13 protein-coding genes are annotated in these 17,869 nt (G+C 71.3%); 8 read left to right on the forward strand and 5 right to left on the reverse strand.

The features are described from left to right. The 4 genes from ASF30_RS22870 to eccCa all read left to right on the forward strand — a co-directional run bounded on the left by ASF30_RS22870 (position 1) and on the right by eccCa (position 8,281). A complete protein-coding gene (locus tag ASF30_RS22870) occupies positions 1-1,386 on the forward strand; it encodes a hypothetical protein (protein WP_055909788.1) in 1,386 nt (461 codons plus the stop codon). A 132-nt stretch (positions 1,387-1,518) separates the two neighbouring features. After that, positions 1,519-2,883, forward strand: a complete 1,365-nt coding sequence (locus ASF30_RS17785; RefSeq protein WP_055909793.1) for a hypothetical protein — start codon at positions 1,519-1,521, stop codon at positions 2,881-2,883. Continuing rightward, entirely contained in the window at positions 2,880-4,325 is a 1,446-nt protein-coding gene (locus tag ASF30_RS17790; RefSeq protein ID WP_055909796.1) for an RDD family protein, read from the forward strand. Before ASF30_RS17785 ends, ASF30_RS17790 begins: the two co-directional genes overlap by 4 nt. Beyond that, entirely contained in the window at positions 4,325-8,281 is a 3,957-nt protein-coding gene (gene eccCa, locus ASF30_RS17795; RefSeq protein ID WP_055909799.1) for a type VII secretion protein EccCa, read from the forward strand. The genes ASF30_RS17790 and eccCa overlap by 1 nt, the downstream gene beginning before the upstream one ends. Before the next feature lie 108 nt (positions 8,282-8,389). Here the strand turns inward: eccCa and ASF30_RS17800 are convergent, their stop codons facing one another. From ASF30_RS17800 to ASF30_RS17820, 5 genes are all read right to left on the reverse strand, one after another. Beyond that, positions 8,390-8,980 (reverse strand): hypothetical protein, encoded by a 591-nt coding sequence (locus tag ASF30_RS17800; protein ID WP_055909802.1) that lies wholly within the window; start codon positions 8,978-8,980, stop codon positions 8,390-8,392. After that, on the reverse strand, positions 8,977-9,987 hold the full coding sequence (locus tag ASF30_RS17805) for an NADP-dependent oxidoreductase (RefSeq protein WP_235480381.1): 1,011 nt from the start codon (positions 9,985-9,987) through the stop codon (positions 8,977-8,979). The genes ASF30_RS17800 and ASF30_RS17805 overlap by 4 nt, the downstream gene beginning before the upstream one ends. Before the next feature lie 165 nt (positions 9,988-10,152). Next, positions 10,153-10,956, reverse strand: a complete 804-nt coding sequence (locus tag ASF30_RS17810) for an alpha/beta fold hydrolase (protein ID WP_055909805.1) — start codon at positions 10,954-10,956, stop codon at positions 10,153-10,155. Further along, positions 10,953-11,519 (reverse strand): YqaJ viral recombinase family protein, encoded by a 567-nt coding sequence (locus tag ASF30_RS17815; protein WP_055910492.1) that lies wholly within the window; start codon positions 11,517-11,519, stop codon positions 10,953-10,955. Before ASF30_RS17815 ends, ASF30_RS17810 begins: the two co-directional genes overlap by 4 nt. A 184-nt stretch (positions 11,520-11,703) precedes the next feature. Next, entirely contained in the window at positions 11,704-12,891 is a 1,188-nt protein-coding gene (locus tag ASF30_RS17820; protein WP_121004992.1) for an ROK family transcriptional regulator, read from the reverse strand. A 115-nt stretch (positions 12,892-13,006) separates the two neighbouring features. On the opposite strand from ASF30_RS17820, the gene ASF30_RS17825 reads away from it, so the two are divergent. Genes ASF30_RS17825 through ASF30_RS17840 form a run of 4 tightly spaced genes read left to right on the forward strand, consistent with a single transcriptional unit; the run spans position 13,007 to position 17,863 of the window. Next, positions 13,007-14,113, forward strand: coding sequence for a Gfo/Idh/MocA family protein (locus ASF30_RS17825; protein ID WP_055909807.1), 1,107 nt, complete (start codon positions 13,007-13,009; stop codon positions 14,111-14,113). Next, complete coding sequence (locus ASF30_RS17830) at positions 14,110-15,663, forward strand: sugar ABC transporter ATP-binding protein (RefSeq protein WP_082468022.1); 1,554 nt, start codon at positions 14,110-14,112, stop codon at positions 15,661-15,663. The genes ASF30_RS17825 and ASF30_RS17830 overlap by 4 nt, the downstream gene beginning before the upstream one ends. Then, the gene (locus ASF30_RS17835; protein ID WP_055909810.1) at positions 15,660-16,739 is read left to right on the forward strand and encodes an ABC transporter permease; all 1,080 of its coding nucleotides are present in this window, start codon (positions 15,660-15,662) and stop codon (positions 16,737-16,739) included. Before ASF30_RS17830 ends, ASF30_RS17835 begins: the two co-directional genes overlap by 4 nt. Beyond that, complete coding sequence (locus ASF30_RS17840) at positions 16,736-17,863, forward strand: ABC transporter permease (RefSeq protein WP_082468024.1); 1,128 nt, start codon at positions 16,736-16,738, stop codon at positions 17,861-17,863. Before ASF30_RS17835 ends, ASF30_RS17840 begins: the two co-directional genes overlap by 4 nt. The last annotated feature ends 6 nt before the right edge of the window (positions 17,864-17,869 follow it).

Genomic DNA, 17,869 nt, shown 5'->3' on the forward strand with positions numbered 1-17,869 from the left:
ATGGGCAAGTACGAAGACCAGCTCGCAGCCATCGGCGCTGGAGCCGACTGGAACATCGAGAAGATCCAGACCCTGTCGCTCGCACTCGGCACCCTCCAGCGCACCATGGCCACCCTGGCCGCGTCGCCGGGATGGGAAGGTGCGTCCGCTGACGACGCATCCGAGGTCTTCCAGGTGCTCAAGAAGAAGTTCAGCGTGGTGCAGGATGCCGTGAGCCAGATCGAGACGACGGTCGCTCGGGCGAACTCGGCCCGGTCGGATGCCGCATCCTCGTCATCCGATCTTCCGTCGGCGCGGGTCGATCCGTTCTGGCGCACCGCGGTGACGGCCGGATCCACTGTCGTGCACCCCGTCCTCGGCCCGCTCGCATCTGACACGGCGCTCGACGTCATCGAGGGGTTCCTCGGCAACCAGCGCGAGGATGCCGCCAAGAAGAAGGTCGAGAGCCTGGGCGGCACGCTGGAGGAGCACCGGGTGGAGCTCCAGAAGAGCCAGGAGACGCTTCGAGCAGTCCCGACGATCAGTCTCACGGACGTCTCCATTCCGAAGGACGACGGACCAACGGGCCCCGCGATCCCCGGAGGCGGCTACCCCGGAGGCGGCTATCCGGGCGGCGGCTACCCCGGCGGCGGCCACCCCGGCGGCTCGACACCGGGATCGAACCCGGGCGGTCAGGTCGGAACCTTCATCGGCACTCCCGACTACACCAGCACAGACCCGACCGACACGACCCCGCACGAGCCGACCTGGGTCGACCCGACTCCTGGGGGTCCCGGCGGCGAGTACCCGGACCCCACCCCCGGACCCGACCTCTCCACCCCGTCGGTCGATGACGGTGGACCCGGCTACATTCCCGGAGGTGGAGCCGGTGGCCCCGGCTACACCCCCGGCGGCGGAGGCGGTACACCCGGCGGCCTGGGCGGATCGGCCGGCAACGGCTCCGGTGGCTCGTCCCCGATCGGTTCCGGAGTGATCGGCGGCGGCGCCGGTGCTGCGCTGCTGGCGGGCTCGAAGCTCGCTGGTGCCGGCGCGGGCGGACTCGGTGGACTGGGCGGCTTCGGCGGCGCGGGCGGAGCCGGCGGCATCGGCGGCACAGGCGGCGCCGGCTCTGTTGCCGGTGCTCGATCCAGCGGTGGACTGCTCGGTCAGGCAGGGGGAGCCGGCGGTGGTGCCAACGGCGCCAACGGTACGGCCGCAGCACGCGCCGGTGGGGCATCCGGAGCCGCAGCCGGCCGCCCCGGCATGATGGCGGGCGGACAGCCGGGCGGCGCCTCCGAGGAGAAGGCCAAGGGCCAGGGCCTCGGCGGCTACATCGCCCCCACCCTCGATGATGACGAAGAGGCCGGCCCCAGGTCGAAGGGCGCCGGCGCCGGCGGACGCGACTGACGCACCGGGCGTCGCTCTCGTGGCGTGAGCGCCCGGCGTGCACGCCACGGGCCGCATGCAGGTGGCAGGATCTAGCGTGGGAGCCTCGCCGGCCTCCCGCGTGCTGAACGACGAAGGACCAGGGGGAGACGCATGAGCACTCCCGCCGTCGAACGCCGCCGGCTCGCGCTGCTCAGCGACGGTGACCGCTTCGACATCGCCATCCCCTTGGACGACAGGCTGGGCGATGCGCTGCGTGCCGGGGGCCTGCCCGTCGGAGACGGCCGTCACATCGTGCTCGACCGCGACGGTGCCGAGATCGTCCCGGAGACGCCGGCCATCGATCTCGTCGACGGTGGGGTCTACAGCGTCGTCGACCTGCGGGCGGATGCAGCAGGCCCGGCACGCGCAGCCCGCGAGTCGGGCGGTCGACGGGCCGACCACGGCATGCCGTGGTGGGTGCTCGCCGTGATCGCACCGCTCGCCCTCGCCGCCGTCGTCGCGCTGTCGGTCGACCCCGGCATGCGCCTGCTCACCAGCATCGTGCTGGGACTGGCGGCCATCACGACGGCCGTGGTCTGGGCGGCGCGCGCCCGTGCCGGCATGGCCGGGGCCGTCGCGCTGCTCGCCCCGCTCGCCCTCGCCTTCACGGCCGGAGCCCTCGCCCCGCCGCCCGGACTGGAGGACGGTGCCCGCCTGGCCGTCGCCGCCGGATTCGTGGCCGCCGCCGTGTTGAGCGCCGTGCTCACGGCGACTGCGGCATCCGCGGAGCTGAGGGCGGCCGCCGGCACCGTGGCGATCATCCTCGCCGCCCTGGCAGCGGTGTGGGGCCTGGCCCTGCTGCTGCACTGGCAGGAGCCGGCAGCTGCCGCCGTCTCCCTCGGCGCCGTGCCCCTCGCCCTGCGCGCCCTGCCCAGCACCCTCGTGAACCTCCCCGAGGGCTACTTCATCGAGTACAAGCACTTCATCGGCAACCGCTGGACCGTGCGCGGCGCCATCCCCGAGTCGCCGGCGGCGATCCGGGTGGAGACAGTGCGGGCCGTCGTCGACGGGTCATCGGCCAGGCTCGTCGCCGGAACCGCCGTGCTCAGCATCATCGCGGCCGCCTTCGCCCCCATCGCACTGCTGCGGCCGTGGGGGAGCGATCCCATCGTCATCACGGGCGGCATCGTGCTCATGGTGTGCGTCGAGATCTCGCTGCTGCTCACGCCGAGGCACACCACGGGACAGTTGCTGCGCTGGATGCCGCGAGCCGCGGCGGCGGTGGTCCTGGTGGTCGCAGCGCAGCTGGCCCTGACGACCCTCGAGCCGCTCGCGCTCAGCCTCATCGCCGCCGGGCTGTTCCTCGCGGCGGTGATCGCCGCGGGCGTCGTCGTCCCCGCTTCGCGCGGCGCGTCCTCGCTGGCGTGGTCGCGCACCGGCGACGTGATCGAGTGGATCGCCGTGGCCTTCGCCCTGCCCGCCGCACTGCTCTACGCGGACGTGCTGAGCCTGCTGCGTGGGATGATGGCGGGATGAGCGACCGCGGAGCATTCCCCGGGCGCGCGGGGGTTCCGGCACTGCCTCCCTCCGGCGTGCCCGCACTGCCCCCTGGCCTGCTCGCGCCCCAGCCGGGGCTCGAGGGGTCGTCGCCGGACGCCCCGCGGCAGGCTGCCGGCAGCCCGGACGAGGCACGACCCGGCGCCCTGGCACCGGCATCCGCCGACCCATCGGTCGCCCCCGACATCGCGCCACCGGCCGTGCCGACTCCGGCCGGTCCGCGTCGCATCGGCGGCTCCCTCGGCACGGCGTTCCTCGGTCGACCGGCGACGGTCGGTCGGCGCATCGCCGCCTTCAGCATCGACGTCGTCGCCGTCGCGGTGATCGCCGTCGTGGTCTGGGTGCTGTCTGGCACTCTCGTGCTCGGAGCCGTCGTGGCCATCGAACTCGCCGTCGGGCTGTGGATCGTCGAGTCGCGCACCGGCATCACCCCGGGCAACGCCGCCCTGCGCCTCCGCACTGCCCGTGAGGACGGCCCGTTCTCGCCCGGCGTCGGTCGCGGGTTCGTGCGCTGGTTCATCACGGGTGCAGGCTTCCTCGTCGCCGGCATCGGCGCCTGGGTCGTCGTCGCCTCGAGCGCGTGGGACGCCTCGGGCCGAGGCCGCTCCTGGGCCGACCGTGCCGCGCGCACTCTCGTCGTCGCGGTTCCCGCCCGCAGCCGCGCCGCTGCGTCCGCCGGGTCCCGCGGCATCGTGCTCGCGGCCCCCCTGCTCGTGACGTCGACGCGGCGTGCTCCGGCGACGCTGGTCTCCGACGACGAGAACTCGGCCGGCGCCTCCTTCACCGGCGCGCCCTCCTCGGTTCCCATCGCCGTCGAATCCGCCTCGGTGCGCGGTGCCTCCACGGCCGGTGCAGACGAGCGGATGCCTCAGCTCGACGCCCCGACCGCAGGCCCCGAGACCCGTGCCCGGCGGGAGCGTGCGGAGGCGACGCCGACGGCAGCCGCGAGCGTCGACCCTGCTGCGGCATCCGTCATCCCATCCGCCGCTCCGCCGACGGGACGACGCGCAGCCGCTGTGCCCGTCGACCAGGCGCCGGGCGGCGATGCTCCGGCGGCCGAGACCGGAGCCCTGCTCCTCATCTTCGACACGGGCCAGCGCGAGCAGCTTCCCATCCCCGTCGCCGTCAACCTCGGACGCAACCCGTCCGCAACGGACCAGGGTGACAGGCTCATCTCGGTGCGCGACCCCGAGTCGACGGTCTCGAAGACGCACCTGCGGCTCGAGCACTCGCGCGGCCGCACCTGGGTCACCGACAACAACTCCACGAACGGAACCGAGATCAGAAGCGACGACGCCGCCTCAGCTCCCCTCCTGCCGGGCAACCGGGTGCTGCTCGACGAGGGCGACCGCGTGCGCATGGGCAACAGGACCTTCACCGTGAGCATCCTGATGGCGCACGAGAGTGCGGGCGAGGCCTGATGAGCGGACCACGTCTGGCACCACCCCGCGTGCCATCGGGCACCATCACGGTGCAGCCACCGCCCGAGATCGCCCCGAGCGACGGTGGCGGGGGGCTCCTCAGCTCCATGCTTCCGATGCTCGGCTCGATCGGCGCCATCGTGATGGTCAGCGTCTCCAACACCGGACCGACCGGTTTCATCACCGGCGCCATGTTCCTGCTCTCCTCCCTCGGCTTCGTGGCCGTGAACGGATGGCGACAGCGATCGCAGCGAACGTCGGCGACGCTCGCCGCCCGCCGCGAGTACCTCGCTTACCTCACCGAGCTGCGACGCACTGTGCGAGTGGCGTCGAAGCAGCAGCGCCGGGCCGGCAACTGGCAGCATCCGGCACCCTCGACGCTTCCGTTCATCGCCGAGGAGCGCACCCGCGTCTGGGAGCGCTCGCCCGGCGACGCCGACTTCCTCGCCGTGCGCGTCGGCACCAGCGACCAGCCCCTGTGCATCACGCTCGAGGCGCCGGAACTTCCCCCGCTCGCCCAGCTCGATCCCGTCGCCGCATCCGCCGCCCATCGCTTCATGCTCACCCACGAGGTGCAGAAGGACCTGCCGCTCGGCGTGACCCTGCGCGACTTCGCCCGCATCGAGATCACCGGCGACGAAAACGAGTCGCGCGGACTCGCCCGCGCGATGCTGCTGCACGCCGCGACCATGCACGATCCCGACAACCTGCAGATCGTCATCGCGGCCGAAGACGCCGCCCTCGGCCAGTGGGAGTGGGCCAAGTGGCTGCCGCACACCCACTCGCGTCAGTCGACCGACTCCCTCGGCGCCGCGCGCATGATCGGCTCGAACGTCGCCGACCTCGCGGCCCTCATGCCGGCCGACGTGCGTGAACGGCCCCGCTTCGCACGTGACGGGTCGGCGCCGATCACCCCGCACGTCGTCATCGTCACCGACGGCGCGCGCATCCCGCTCAGCGACGTGCTGCTCGCGGGCGACGGCACCTCGGGCGTCACGGTCATCGACCTGCCGGCCCGCTGGGGCGACCTCGAGAACCAGAACGCCCTGCGCATAGCCTTCGACGCGGAGCGGCCCGGCCGGGCCGAGCTGCTGACGCTGCAGATCCCGGCGCGCTCGTTCCGCCCCGACACCATCAGCATCGTGGAGGCCGAGGCCACGGCGCGTCGCCTGCTGCCGATGTTCTCCATGACCAGCACGGCCGTCGCCACGCGCTCGACGGCCAAGCAGGCCGACCTGGTGGACCTGCTCGGGCTGCCCGACGTGCGGGACATCGACTTCGACGTGTCGTGGCAGCCCCGCCTCGAGCGCGACCGCCTGCGGGTGCCGATCGGCCAGGACACGAACGGCGCGCCGATCGTGCTCGACATCAAGGAATCGGCCCAGCAGGGCATGGGCCCGCACGGTGTGATGATCGGTGCGACCGGATCCGGGAAGTCCGAGGTGCTGCGCACCCTCGTGCTGGCGCTGGCGCTCACCCACTCGCCCGAGCAGCTCAACTTCGTGCTCGTCGACTTCAAGGGTGGAGCCACCTTCGCCGGCATGGCGGGAATGCCGCACGTCTCGGCCATCATCACGAACCTGGGTGACGAGATCTCGCTCGTCGACCGCTTCCAGGACGCCCTGCAGGGCGAGATCGTGCGCCGTCAGGAGCTGTTGCGCTCCTCGGGCAACTTCGCGAACGTCTCCGACTACGAGAAGGCGCGACGGGGCGGGCGCAGCGACCTGCCGCCGCTGCCGTCGCTGCTCATCGTGGCCGACGAGTTCTCCGAACTGCTGGCAGCCAAGCCCGAGTTCGTCGAGAGCTTCGTGAACATCGGCCGTGTCGGCCGTTCGCTCCAGGTGCACTTGCTGCTCGCATCGCAGCGCCTCGAGGAGGGCAAGCTCCGCGGCCTCGACACCTACCTGTCGTACCGCATCGGCCTGCGCACCTTCTCGGCCGCGGAGTCGCGCACCATCCTCGGGGTCCCGGATGCCTACACCCTGCCCCAGCAGCCTGGCGTCGGATTCCTCAAGAGCGACACCGAGACCATGACGCAGTTCCGGGCCGCCTACGTCTCCGCGCCGCCTCCCCGTCGTCGCCGCTCGGTGGACACCGGCCGCTCCGAGTCGGGGGCGGCATCCGTCGAACTGTTCACGGCAGCGGCCGTGCACACGGCGGCGCCGGTCGAGCCCGACCTCGACGCGCCGGTGGCCATCGAGCCCGAGGAGTCGCGCAGCACCTTCGAGATCGCCGTGGCACGGATGTCGGGACGCGGCCCCGTCGCCCACCGCGTGTGGCTGCCGCCGCTCGAGGTGCCGGCGACGCTCGACCAGCTGTTCGGCGACCTCGCCGTCGACCCGACGCTCGGCCTGGTCTCGGCCCGCTGGCGTGCGGCCGGTTCCCTCACGGTGCCGCTCGGCATCGTCGACGTGCCGCTCGAGCAGCGCCGCGAGAACCTCGTGGTCTCGCTCGGCGGCGCCGCGGGCCACATGGTCGTCGTCGGTGCACCGCTCAGCGGCAAGAGCACCCTCGCGCGCACCACGATGATCGCGCTGGCCCTGACAAACACCCCGCTCGAGGTGCAGTTCTTCGTGCTCGACTTCGGCGGCGGAGCCTTCTCGGGGCTGCAGGCCTTCCCGCACCTGAGCGGCCTCGCCACCAGGTCCGAGCCCGACGTCGTGCGCCGCACCGTCGCCGAGGTCACCGGCATCCTGAACGCCCGTGAGGTCTTCTTCAGACAGAACGGCATCGACTCGATCGACACCTATCGGCAGCGGCGTGCAGCCGGCCAGGTCGACGACGGCTACGGCGACGTGTTCCTGGTCATCGACGGCTGGGGGACCCTCCGCTCCGAGTTCGAATCCCTCGAGGCGAGCATCCAGACCATCGCCGCCCGCGGCCTCACCTACGGCGTGCACATCGTCATCACGGCTGCCCGCTGGCTCGAGCTGCGGGCCAACATCAAGGACCTCATCGGAACCCGCATCGAGCTGCGACTGGGCGACCCGAGCGACTCCGAGATCGATCGCAAGGCCGCGGCCAACGTCACGGCCATCCCCGGGCGCGGACTGAATCCCGCCGCCCTGCAGATGCTCACGGCGCTGCCGCGCATCGACGGGGTCGCGGCATCCGGCTCGCTGGCCGCCGGAATCGACCACCTCACCGAGAACGTGCGGGCGGCCTGGACCGGGCCGGCCGGGCCGAAACTGCGCCTGCTGCCAGACAGCATCACCCTCGACGAGCTGCGCGCGCTGGTGCCGGCGGCGACCGCATCGCGCGAGATCGCTCTCGGCATCGACGAGGCCGACCTCGCGCCGTTCCTGCTCGACCCGTCGGAGGAGCCGCACCTGTTCCTCTACGGCGATGCCGGCTCCGGCAAGTCGTCGATGCTGCGCTCCTACGCCAACGAGATCATGCGGCACTACGGTCCGACCGAGGCGAAGATCTTCGTCGTCGACTACAGGCGGGCGCTGCTGGGCGACATCCCCGACGAGTACCTCGGCGCGTACCTCAGCTCACACGAGATGGCATCGGGCGGCCTCGGCGAGCTCGCCGCGTTCTTCCAGAGCCGCATCCCCGGCCCCGATGTCACGCCCGAGCAGCTGCGCACCAGGTCGTGGTGGACCGGCGCCGAGGGCTTCATCCTCGTCGACGACTACGACCTCGTGGCCACCTCGCAGGGCAACCCGCTGGCCGTGCTCGCTCCGCTGCTGGCGCAGGCCGGCGACCTCGGCCTGCACGTGATCCTCACGCGTCGCGCCGGTGGCGCCAGCCGCGCGGCCTACGACCCGATCATCCAGCGCCTCACCGACCTCGGAACGACCGGCATCCTGCTGAGCGGAAGCCCCGAGGAGGGCCAGCTCATCGGCAAGGTCAAGGCGGTGCCGGCTGTTCCGGGTCGCGCGCAGATCGTCAGCCGCAGCCGCGGCGTCGTCGCGGCCCAGCTCGCCTGGGTGCCGCCGCGGTACAGCTGAGGACGCGCTGGTGCCGCCGACGGCATCCGCTGAAAGCATCCGGATGCCGCTACTTCTTCTCGGTGCTGTCGGCGTCGCCGGTGAGGGTGGCGACGCTGTCGCGAGGCGTCAGGATGCAGGAACGAGGCGCTCCTGCTTCTCCCGTGCCGCCGCCGCGCGCCAGCCGACGAGCATCACGAGAAGCCCGAATCCTGCGCACAGCACCGTGTAGAGGCCGATGTAGCTGATGGCGACCCAGGCCGGGATGCGACCGAGGCTTCGACGACTGCCGCCACCGGGTGCACCGACGAGGGTGGACAGGTCGCCGTCGACCTTCGCCACGATGTAGATCGCGGCGATGATCATCAGCACTGCGAGAAGCAGGAAGACCCCGCCGACCACGATCGAGCGCATCCGGGTCGGTGCGGTGGGCGGCTCCCCATCCGTGCCCGATGGCGTCGCGAGGGCCGGATCGCCCCGACCTGCGAGCACGATGCTGATCACCCCGGCAGTCAGGGTGCCCACGGCGAGGACGCCGCTGAAGACCACGGCGAATCCCGCTGGAACCTTCTGCCGTGATCCCAGCGGCGCCGAGAAGTCACCACCCGTGAGGGTCACAAGGTAGAGCGCGACGCCGGTGATGAGCAGGCCGACGGCGAAGATGACGGCTCCGACGAGGATGGAGCGCGTCTTCGGACGGCGGCGTTCGATGGACGTCATCGAGCGTCGCCGGTAGTCGTGGGGGCTGCCGACTCCTCGGCCACGCGGATGACGACCTTGCCCCGTACGTGTCCGCCCTCCACGGCGCGTTGGGCGTCGGCCCCCTCCGCGAGCGCGAACTCGCGGTCGACGTGAACGCGCACGGCGCCCGAACGGAGCAGCGCCGCGATCTCGGCGAGAACCCGACCGTCGGCTGGCACGTTGTATCCCGTTGCGCTGATGCCGCGGGCTGCGGCATCAGCCTGCATCGTCGGCCAGCTTCCGGTCGGAGCGTTGACCAGCCGGCCGCCGTCGCGCAGCACCTCGAGCGACCGGGTGCCGGTGTCGTCGTGCACGTTGCCGATGAGGTCGATGACGACGTCGATGTCGCTCGCGACCTCCTCGAAGCGCTGGGTGGCGTAGTCGATCGTCTCGGACGCGCCGAGCTCCCTCAGGAAGTCCGCATTGGCACCGGATGCCGTCGCGATCACGTGGGCTCCCGCGAGAGCGGCGAACTGCACGGCGAAGTGGCCGACTCCGCCCGCCCCGGCATGCACGAGCACCCGGTCGTCCGGGCCGACCTCGGCCAGCCGCACCATGCCCCACGCGGTCTGGGCGGCGACCGGAACCGCCGCGGCCTCGACGTGGCTGAGGTTCTCGGGCTTCACGGCGACGGCGGTCGAGGCGACGCTCAGGTACTCCGCGAAGCTGCCGCCGACCCGCGGAACGCGTCCCATGCCGAAGACGGGGGTGCCGACGGGGAACGGATGCTGCGCATAGGGCACGGCGACCACGACGCCCGAGAAGTCCGAGCCGCCGATGAACGGGAAGGAGGCGATGGCGGCCGACGATCCGCGACCGGAGCGCGTCTTCACGTCGATCGGGTTCACGCTGGCGGCGATGACCCGCACCAACAGCTCGTCGGCGATGCGGAGCGGCACGGCGACGTCGGCGAGGTGCAGCTCATCGGCGCCGCCGAGCCTGTCGATGACGAGGGCGCGCATGGTCTCGGGGATGGTGTCCGGCATGCCCCCATTCTGCCGCGCCACCGTGCCCGCCATCCTGCGGTCCGGTATTCCGGAGCGGAGGGGCGTGTCGCCGCGCTCGACGGGCGAGCACCAGCGCGACACGCTCCGGATCCGGAGAACCGGTCGGGCTGGCGAGGCGGCGAGGCTGGCGAGGCTGGCGACCGCCTACGCCCGCAGCCACCCCTCGAACGCCGCCCGCAGCGCCGCGAGCTGCGCCGGCTGGCCGTCATCGCGCGCGGGCAGCCGGGTGAGCGGAGCGCCGAGAGCACCCGCCCACTGCTCCGCGACGGGGAACGGATGCACGGGGTCGCGGGGCGCGCCGATCACGGCGGTCGGCATCCGTGCCCCCAGCGCGGCCAGCTGTGCCTCGGACTCGAACGCGCGATTGCGCGGCACCTCGACGAGTCGCACCGCCCGCTCGACGGCCGACGGGTAGCGGAACTGGGCGAGCAGCCCAGCGCCGCCGAGTGGCGATGCGCCGACGGCAGTGCGGTAGGCCTGGGTCTCGCGGAACAGCAGCTCTCCCTCGACCGGCCCGACGTCGTGCAGCAGTTGGCCGATCACGGGGAAGGCACGCAGGTTCTCGGGCATCGACCTGTCGGTGAACGACGGTCGCACGAACAGCGACCGGTCGATGCGGAGGCGGCCGGCCAGCGCCATCCTCAGCGCGAGGGCGGCTCCCATCGACACTCCGACGACGGTGAGCCCGGCAGCGGCAGTCGAGTTGGCGGTCGTGGCGGTCTCGGCGGCATCCGATCCAACCAATAGTGACAAGTCGACCTCGAGCTCTCGGGCCAGGGCGTCGAGCGCGAAGTCAGCCGGGGCGCCGACCAGGGGCGAGGCGCCGTGGGCGCGCACGTCGGGCGCGATCACGCGCTCGCCCGGGGCGATGGCCGCCAGCAAGGGCCCGAAGACGTCGAGCATGTACTGCCTGTCGGAGCCGAGCCCGTGCAGCAGCAGTACCGTCATCGCGTGCGTCGGTGCAGTTCGTCGATCAGGGCGTTCGCGAGGCTCACGAGGATGGCGATCTGGTCTTCATCGCGCTCGACCCAGCGGCAGAGAGGCTCGTTCGACACCGGCACGAAGTCCTCGTGCTGCTCCCACACCACGAGGGTGCGGTCGGCGCCGAGCACGTACTGCTGCCACCAGACCTGACGCAGGTAGGAGCGCGGGATGTTGCGCCACGGCTTCGAGGTCGTCTTGATCTCGCAGAGTTCGAGGCTGCCGGATGCGCGCACCACGTAGCCGTCGGGGGTGGCGAGGTGGCGCGACTCGTGTTCGGCGTGAAAGAGTGCGCTGCTGGAGAGGATGCCGTGCTCACGCAGCACCCACTCGGCGATCACGGGCTCACGGGCCCGGCCGTGGTCGGTGAACGGATTGCCGCCGAAGCTCGTGCCGTTCAGCTTCTCGTAGGCGGCGGACTGGATGGAGCGCGGGGTGGCGAGCTTGGCCACATCCGTCGCCGTGATTCCGCGCGACCGCGCGCGCAGCCAGCCGACCCGATCGCTCGAGTCGGCCACGATCCGACGCATCGCGGGGTGAACGGATGCCGCGACGGGGGCTGCGGCGACCGTCGGCCGATCCTCGGCGAAGAGGTCGAGCAGCGTATCGGTCACTCCACCATTGTCCCTCGCGCCTCGGACGCCGCGCGACACGACGCACCGCCCGCCCGCCCACCGCTGGTCGATCAGCGGAAGGCTGCGAGCACAGCCGTCCCTACTTCGTCGCCAGCGCGTCGACGCCCTCAGGCGACAGCGCGTGATGGATGGCCAGCATGCTGGCCCCGAGCACGGCGGCGTGCTCGGCCGCCGACGACTGAACTATCGAGAGGTGCTCCGTCGCGAGCGGCATCGACCGCGTGTAGACGATCTCGCGCACCCCGGCGATGAGGTGCTCGCCGGCCCGTGCCATCGATCCGCCGATGGCGATGACCGACGGGTTGATCAGGCTCACGGCCGTCGTGAGCACCTCGCCGATGTCGCGGCCGGCCTGCCTCACGGCCTGGATGGCCTCGATGTTGCCGCGCTTCACGAGGTCGACGACGTCGCTGCCGGTCGCCACGTCGATGCCGGCCTTGCGGAGGTCCCGCGCTATGGCTGGCCCGGAGGCCAGAGCCTCGAGGCATCCGCGATTGCCGCAGTGGCACGGGATGCCGACCCCGCGCGCCACCTGCACATGACCGATGTCGCCGGCGATGCCCTGGGCTCCGCGCTGCAGGCGGCCGCTCGAGATGACACCGGATCCGATGCCCGTGGCGATCTTGACGAACATGAGGTGCTCGGCGTTCGGCCAGGCGAAGGCCCGTTCGCCGAGAGCCATGATGTTCACGTCGTTGTCGACGAGCACGGGAACCTGGAGGTGCTGCTGCACCCAGCCCGGCACGTCGAAGCGGTCCCAGCCGGGCATGATCGGCGGGTTCACCGGGCGTCCGGTGGAGTGCTCGACGGGCCCGGGCACGCCGATGCCGATCGCCACGAGTTCGTCGTGGCTGCGGTCGATGCGGGCGAGCAGGGTGCCCGCGGCCTCGACCATCCAGCTGAGCACGGCCTCGGGGCCGCTGGCGATGTCGATGGCCTCGCGCAGCTCGCCGAGCACGGTTCCGGAGAGGTCTGTGACGGCGAGGGTGGCGTGCGAGGCTCCGAGGTCGGCCGCCAGCACGACCCGGGCCGACGGGTTGAGTGCGAAGCGCGACGGCGGCCGGCCGCCGGTGGAGAGGGCGTCGCCGACGGGCGAGACCAGGCCGAGGGCCATGAGCGAGTCGACGCGGGTCGCGATGGTCGATCGTGCGAGTCCGGTGACGGTCGCGAGCTCGGCGCGAGTGCGCGGGCGGCCGTCGCGCAACAGCTGGAACAGCTCGCTGGCACCCGAGGTTCCGAGTGCCGATCCCCGGCTGATGTCGACCATTCGCATAGTAAAGCACACGGTCTTCGTCGATTCGTAGATCAGTGTCTTGATCTCGAACCGGCAACTTTTGTCGATTGACTAGCAAAAGTCGAAGGATGTGTGCCACACTCGGCGCATGACAACGGACGTCATCGCACCTGCCACCGCGATCCGTGTCGGCTTCGTCGGTTCCGGGTTCATGGCCTCGGTCCACAGCCGCGCGGCTCGTGCCGCTCGTGCCGAGCTCGGCGGTGCCGCCTCATCGAGTGAGGCATCCGCAGCCGATGCGGCCATGCGCCTCGGGCTCGATCGTTCCTACGTGTCCGTCGCCGAGCTGCTCGCCGACGACGATATCGACATCGTGCACATCTGCACTCCCAACACCACGCACGCGGCCTTCGCGCTCGCCGCCCTGGACGCCGGCAAGCACGTCATCTGCGAGAAGCCGCTGGCGACGACGGTGACGGATGCCGCAACTCTCACCGAGCGCGCCGCGCAGCGCGGCCTCACCGCCACGGTTCCCTTCATCTACCGCTATCACCCGATGGTGCGCGAGGCCCGGGCCCGCGTCGCCGCCGGGGAGGTCGGCCGCCTGCTCACCATCCAGGGCGGCTACCTGCAGGATTGGCTCGCCGAGCCCCACGCCGACGACTGGCGGGTCGACGTCGGCCTCGGCGGACCGTCGCGGGCCTTCGCCGACATCGGATCCCACCTGGTCGACCTGCTCGAGTTCGTCACCGGAGACACCATCGCCCGGCTCTCGGCAGCCACCCGCACGGTGCACTCCCAGCGTGGAGGGCGGGCGGATGTCGCCACCGAAGACCTCGTCGCCCTCGTCGTCGAGCTGAGCGGCGGTGCGGTCGGAACCCTGCTGGTCTCGCAGGTCGCCCCGGGTCGCAAGAACAGCCTCGTGCTCGAGATCGCCGGCACAGCCGAGAGCATCCGCTTCGACCAGGAGCGCCCGGAGGAGCTGTGGCTCGGGCGGCGCACGGGATCGGAGCGCGTCCTGCGCGACACCGACTCCCTCGCGGCGTCGGCCGCGCGCCTCTCGCTCGTGCCCGCCGGACATCCGATGGGCTACCAGGACGCCTTCAACGCCTTCGTCGCCGACAGCTACGCCGCGGTCGACGGAGCAGAGCCCGACGGCCTGCCGCGCTTCGCCGACGGCCTGCGTGCAGTGCGGGTGACTGAGGCCGTGCTCGCGTCCGCTGCATCCGGCCAGTGGGTGGAGGTGGCCGGATGAGCGCACAGGACCAGCCCACGGCGCAGGCGCCGGGCGCGACAGCCGTCGCCGGGCGCGAGCCCGTGCTCGTCGCCGCCGGGCTCGAGAAGAGCTTCTTCGGTGTCACAGTCCTGCGGGGCGTCGGCCTCACCCTCTACCCGGGGCAGGTGCACGGCCTCGTCGGGGAGAACGGCGCCGGCAAGTCCACGTTCATGAAGATCCTCGCCGGCGTCTACCAGCGCGACGCGGGATCGGTCACCCTCGGCGGAGAGGCCGTGGAGTTCGGGCATCCCGTGCAGGCGATGAAGGCCGGGCTCGCCACGGTCTTCCAGGAGTTCAACCTGCTGCCGGAGCGCAGCGTCGCGCAGAACGTCTTCCTCGGCCGCGAGCCGCGCCGGGCGGGGTTCGTCGACCAGCGCGGCATGGTCGCGGCGACCCGGTCGCTGCTCGGGGAACTCGGCATCAACTTCATCGACCCGACCTCGCGCGTCGGCACCCTCACCGTCGCCGAGCAGCAGATCGTCGAGATCGCGAAGGCCCTCTCCTACGACGCCCGCGTCATCTCCATGGACGAGCCGACGGCGGCTCTCTCCGACAACGAGGTCGCCCTGCTCTACGCGATCATCCGTCGGCTACAGGCCAGGGGTGTCGCCATCCTCTACGTCTCGCACCGGCTCAAGGAGATCTTCGACCTCTGCGACACCATCACCGTGCTGAAGGACGGCGCCCTCGTCAGCAGTGGTCCGGCCTCCGAGCTCGACACCGACGAACTGGTGCGGCGCATGGTCGGCCGCTCTATCGAGACCTACTTCCCGGGCGCCCTCGAGGGCACGACCACCGGCGAGGTGCGGCTGGCGGTGACCGGAGCCGGCAACGACTTCGTCGACGGCATCGATATCGAGCTGCGAGCCGGCGAGATCGTCGGAGTGTCGGGTCTGCAGGGCAGCGGACGCACCGAACTGGTCGAGGCGATCTTCGGGGTGGCTCCGTTCACGCGGGGCGGGATGACCCTCGACGGCGAGTCCGTGCGCATCACGCGCGCCCGCTCGGCCGTGCGGCACGGCGTGGCCCTCATCACGGAGGACCGCAAGGCGCAGGGCCTGGCGGTGAACCAGTCCGTGCTCGACAACGCCCTCCTCGTCATCCGTGGCGTGTTCGCACGGCGCACCGCCGAGGTGCGGCGCTCGATCCCGGGAGTGCTGACCTCCCTGGAGGTGAGCTCGCACGGCCTCGACCAGGAGGTGCAGTTCCTGTCGGGCGGCAACCAGCAGAAGGTCGTGCTGGCGAAGTGGCTGGCCACCAGACCGCGCGTTGTGCTGCTCGACGAGCCGACGCGCGGCATCGACGTCGGCGCCAAGATCGCCGTCTACGCGCTCATGCGCTCACTCGCCAAGGAGGGCGTCGCCATCCTGATGATCTCGTCGGAGCTGCCGGAGGTCATCGGCATGTCGGATCGCATCCTCGTCATGCACGACGGACGCATCGCCGCGGAACTGCCCGCAGGCGCGACCGAGGAGGCCGTGCTCTCGGCGGCCACCGGACACGCCGCCACGGATCGAGGTGCGGCATGAGTCCGGCATCCGCTCGCCCCATCCGTCGTCGCCGGCGCATCGACTCCACGGTGCTCGTCTACGTGGCGCTGCTGGCCGTCATCGTGGTGGGCGCCATCCTGGTGGCCACGGTCGGGCGCAGCTTCTTCAGCGCCGGCAACATCCGCGACATCCTCACCGGTATGAGCGTGCTCGGCTTCGTGGCGATCGGGCAGACCCTGGTGATCCTGTGCGGCTCTCTCGACCTCTCGGTGCCCTACGTCGTGAGCCTGTCGAGCCTCATCGCGGCCGACACGATGAAGGGCAGCGCCGCGAACATTGTGCCGGCGGTGCTCGCTGCACTCGCCGTGGCCGCCGTGCTGGGCCTCCTCAACGGGCTCATCGTCACCAAGCTGCACGTCAACGGCTTCATCGCCACCCTCGGCATGGGCCTCATCATCAAGGGCTATCTCGACACCAATTACAAGGGCACCAGCGGCGACGTTCCGTGGGAGTTCCAGCTCATCGGAGCCACGGGTCTCGGTCCGATACCGGTGTCGACCATCATCATGCTGGTCGTCGCCCTGGTCGCCGCCCTCTTCCTCAGCCGCACCCGCACGGGCAACCACATGTTCGCGGTCGGCGGCAACGAGCAGGTCGCCAGGCTCTCCGGCATCCGTACCGCCCAGCCCATCATCGTGGCGCACGTGCTCTGCTCCATCACGGCGGCCTTCGCCGGCCTGCTCCTCGCCAGCCGCCTCGGCGTCGGCAGTCCCACGGTCGGAACCCAGGGCGGCTACGACCTGCTCTCGATCGCTGCCGTCGTGCTCGGCGGCACCATCCTCGCGGGCGGTCGCGGCTCGGTCTGGGGCACGATCGGGGGCGTCGCCATCTTCGCTGTGCTCGACAACGTGATGAGCGTGCTGCAGGTCAACCCGTTCATGAAGGACGTCGTACGCGGTGTGGTGATCGTGGCAGCAGTCGCGGTCTACACGACCCGCCAGGTCGAGCGCCGCCGGGCCAGGTTCGGAGCCGATGGCGGAGCCGTCTCGGCACCGGATGCCGACCCCTCGCCATCCGACAGGGTGTCCGAGTCAGTGAAGGGCGGTGCGGCATGAAGTTCGTCAGCGCTCTCGTCAGCCCGCGCGGGGCCGTGTTCCTGCTCCTGGCCGTGCTGCTCATCGCCATCACGATCCTCAACCCGCACTTCGCCGAACCCGGACAGCTCATGCGCTTCATCCAGCGCGTCGCCCCGGTCGCGATCGTGGCCATAGGACAGTACTTCGTGATCGTCGGCGGGGAGTTCGACCTCTCGATGGGCTCGGTGGTGACGGCGCAGGTCGTGATCGCGGGCAACCTGGTGGGCCAGGAGGAGAGCCGCACGGTTCCCGTGCTGTTCCTGATGCTCGCCTTCGGAGTGCTCGTCGGCCTGGTGAACGGCCTCATAGTCTCCTTCCTGCGCGTGCCGTCGTTCATCGTGACCCTCGGCATGATGCTCGCCCTGCTCGGCGGGGTGCTCTACTGGACCGGCGGGGCCGCGACGGGCAACCCCGACGACAGCTTCAGGCAGATCGGCCGGGGCGGCATCCGCGACGTGCCCGTGCTCGATCTCATCCCGTGGTCGGTGCTCATCCTGATCGTGGTGCTCGCGGCGGCCATCTGGTTCAGCAACCGGCCGTTCGGGCGCACCATCATCGCCCTCGGCGACAACCCGACGGCGGCCGGCTTCGCCGGGGTGCGCACCTGGTGGGTCAAGACCAGCACCTTCATCCTGTCGTCGCTGTCGGCCACCGTGGCCGGCATCCTGCTCGTCGGCTACGCGGGCGTGCACCCCTCGGTCGGTCGGGGCTACGAGTTCACGGCCATCACGGCCGTGGTGCTCGGCGGCGTGGTTCTGGGTGGCGGGCGCGGCTGGGTCGTCGCCGCAGCGGCGGGCGCCTTCGCCCTCGAGGCCCTGTTCACGCTGCTCAACTTCGCCGGGGTTCCCTCGACGCTGCGCGACGCCATCCAGGGCGTCATCATCATCGCCGCCGTCGCCTACTCGGCCGTCTCGTTCCGAGCACGCCGCAGCGGCCGCACCGATATCGCCGGGCCGCCCGTCGACGCCGATGACGGCCCGGTCGACGACCCGGCCGGGTCAGCCGACGGCCCCACTGAGACTTCGCCCGCACGGGAGAAGGAGTCGCCCCCACTGTCGGGCGCGACTCGACCTGCAATCCACTCCCTCGAGGCAGAGGGCTGATCCAAC

Origin of the sequence: Leifsonia sp. Leaf264 (assembly GCF_001422325.1) — a bacterium.
Classification (GTDB): Bacteria; Actinomycetota; Actinomycetes; order Actinomycetales; family Microbacteriaceae; genus Orlajensenia.